The 2,291-nt window shown below is 62.9% G+C and carries 4 protein-coding genes; all 4 read left to right on the forward strand.

Going from position 1 to position 2,291, the window contains the following annotated elements:
* Positions 1-694: DMT family transporter (locus EN750_RS30215; protein WP_145968046.1), on the forward strand; the 694-nt coding region annotated here is incomplete at its 5' end.
* A gap of 85 nt (positions 695-779) precedes the next feature.
* A complete protein-coding gene (locus EN750_RS30220) occupies positions 780-1,655 on the forward strand; it encodes an alpha/beta hydrolase (RefSeq protein WP_127398924.1) in 876 nt (291 codons plus the stop codon).
* A gap of 57 nt (positions 1,656-1,712) precedes the next feature.
* Positions 1,713-2,039 (forward strand): hypothetical protein, encoded by a 327-nt coding sequence (locus EN750_RS30225; RefSeq protein ID WP_127398925.1) that lies wholly within the window; start codon positions 1,713-1,715, stop codon positions 2,037-2,039.
* A 12-nt stretch (positions 2,040-2,051) separates the two neighbouring features.
* A complete protein-coding gene (locus tag EN750_RS30230) occupies positions 2,052-2,291 on the forward strand; it encodes a hypothetical protein (RefSeq protein ID WP_127398926.1) in 240 nt (79 codons plus the stop codon).

Genomic DNA, 2,291 nt, shown 5'->3' on the forward strand with positions numbered 1-2,291 from the left:
GCGCCCGGCGCTGCCAAGGCTCGACGAAGTGTGGCGCCTGGTCTTTGGCGGCGCCATCTTCGTCGCGCTCTACACCGTCATGCTCAATTTCGGCGAACTGACCGTCTCTGCCGGTGCCGCCGGCTTCATCATCAATGTCAGCCCGATCTTCACCGCCATCATGGCGATGGTCCTGCTGGGCGAGCGCTTTTCGGGCATGGCCTGGGCCGGCACGGTGATTTCCTTCGCCGGCATTGGCGTCATCGCCATGGCCGACGGGAATGGACTGTCTTTTAACACCGGTGCTCTTCTGGTGCTTGGTTCGGCCTTGTGCTCGGCCGTCAACACCATCGTCCAGAAGCCGCTGTTTGCCCGCCATCATCCGTTGACCATCTCCGCTTCGAACATGGTGCTCGGCGCACTATGCCTGGCGCCCTTCCTGCCGTCGGCCTTTTCGCAGGCGGCGGTTGCCGACGCAGCAGGCCTCGGCGCCGTCATCTTTCTTGGCATCGTGCCCAGCCTGATCGCCTATGCCGCCTGGGCGACCGCACTGTCGCGTCTGCCCGCCGCACGTGCCTCCAACTTCCTCTATCTGGTCTCGCCGATGTCCGCGCTGATCGGCTTCTTCTGGCTGGGCGAAGTCCCGACGCTGCTCGGCATAACCGGCGGCGCGCTGGCGCTGGGCGGTGTCATCGTGGTGAATTTGAAGAGATGAATATTGCCGGCCGTCCGCTTCCCTCATTCGGGAACGATGCCTCGGTCAAACGCGTTTAGCCCGTGTTTATTCGACGGAGGTCCGAATGCCGGGTGCAACGACGCACCGACGCATGCAACTGGGTGATCTATCCATTTTCTATCGCGAGGCAGGGCCGCCAGAAGCACCTGTCTTGCTGTTGCCGCACGGCTATCCCTGCTCTTCGTTCCAATTCCGCCGACTGATGCCGGCGCTCGCCGACCGCTGGCGAACGATTGCATTCGACTGGCCGGGCTTCGGATACAGTGGCACGCCCGATCCGGCCGCCTTTGGCTATGATTTCGACGCCTATTGCGACGTGCTTTCCAAACTTGCCGATGAATTCGGTCTCGAACGCTACGCCTTGTGGCTGCATGATTACGGCTCGCAGATAGGACTCCGGCATTCGATCTCGCACCCCGAGCGGATCAGTGCCCTGATCATCCAGAACGGCGACATCTACGAGGACGTGCTTGGTCCGAAATACGCCACGATCAAGGCTTGGTGGACCGACAAGACGCCCGACAAGCACCGTCCGCTCGAGGCCGCGGTAAGTGAGGACGGGTTCCGGGCCGAGTTCATCGGAGAAGTGGCTGACGACATCGCCACGCGCGTGGCGCCCGATCTCTGGAGCCTTCACTGGCCACTGATGAACACGCCGGTTCGTCGGCAGATCGCCGTCGGTCTGATGGAGAAGCTGGAAGCCAATCTCACCTGGTTTCCGCGCTACCAGGCTTATTTGCGTGAACACCATCCGCCCACGCTGATCGTTTGGGGGCCAGAGGACGGCTATATGCCCGCGGCGTCGGCACGGGCCTATCATCGCGATCTGCCCGATGCGGAACTGCATCTGATCGAGGGGGCGGGTCACTGGCTGCTGGAGACACATTTCGACGACGCGCTGCCGCTGGTCCGCGATTTCCTGGCTCGTGTTCACGGCTGATCTCACCCGGCGTCCGCTATGCCCAGTTTGCTGTCCGCCTGACTGAAGGAGAACCTCATGCCGACCAAACCGACCATCGCGCGCATCTGGCGCGGCCGCACCCGCCGCGACGTCGCCGACGCCTATGAGCCATACCTGCGTGCCGAGGGTATTCCGCCCCTCGAGAAGACAGCGCTTGGCGTCCAACTGCTGCGCGAGGACCGCGATGCCGAGACGTGGTTCACAACCATCTCGTATTGGGCCGACATGCAGGCGATGACCGCCTTTACCAAAGGCGAACCGACCAAAGTCCATCATCTGGACCGCGATCCCGAGTTCCTGATCGAACTGCCGGAGCGGATCGACATCCACCGGATACTCGTCGATCGCCAGGGACTGCGCTGAACGGCGAATCTGGTGGTTCGCAATCTCGCCTTCTTCGCGGTGATGTCGCTGATCTGGGGTCTGACCTGGGCGGCGATCAAGCTCGGTCTCGATGACGTGCCTCCGCTCCTGCTGGCGGCGGCACGCTATTTGCTGACCGCTGCGCTTCTGGCAACAGCGGTGCGTGGAGCCGGCGCGGCGTTCGCCCACGGGCGAACGGGGCGGACGATAATCTCGGCATTGCTGGTCAACACCAGCACCTACGAGCGGTGA

The sequence above is a fragment of the Mesorhizobium sp. M7A.F.Ca.ET.027.03.2.1 genome (assembly GCF_003999175.1).
In the GTDB taxonomy this organism is placed as follows: Bacteria; Pseudomonadota; Alphaproteobacteria; order Rhizobiales; family Rhizobiaceae; genus Mesorhizobium.

Bases quoted from the DNA above. Each gene is read 5' to 3' on its own strand.
- EN750_RS30220 (WP_127398924.1), top strand. From the start codon at position 780: ATGCCGGGTGCAACGACGCACCGACGCATGCAACTGGGTGATCTATCC.
- EN750_RS30225 (WP_127398925.1), top strand. From the start codon at position 1,713: ATGCCGACCAAACCGACCATCGCGCGCATCTGGCGCGGCCGCACCCGC.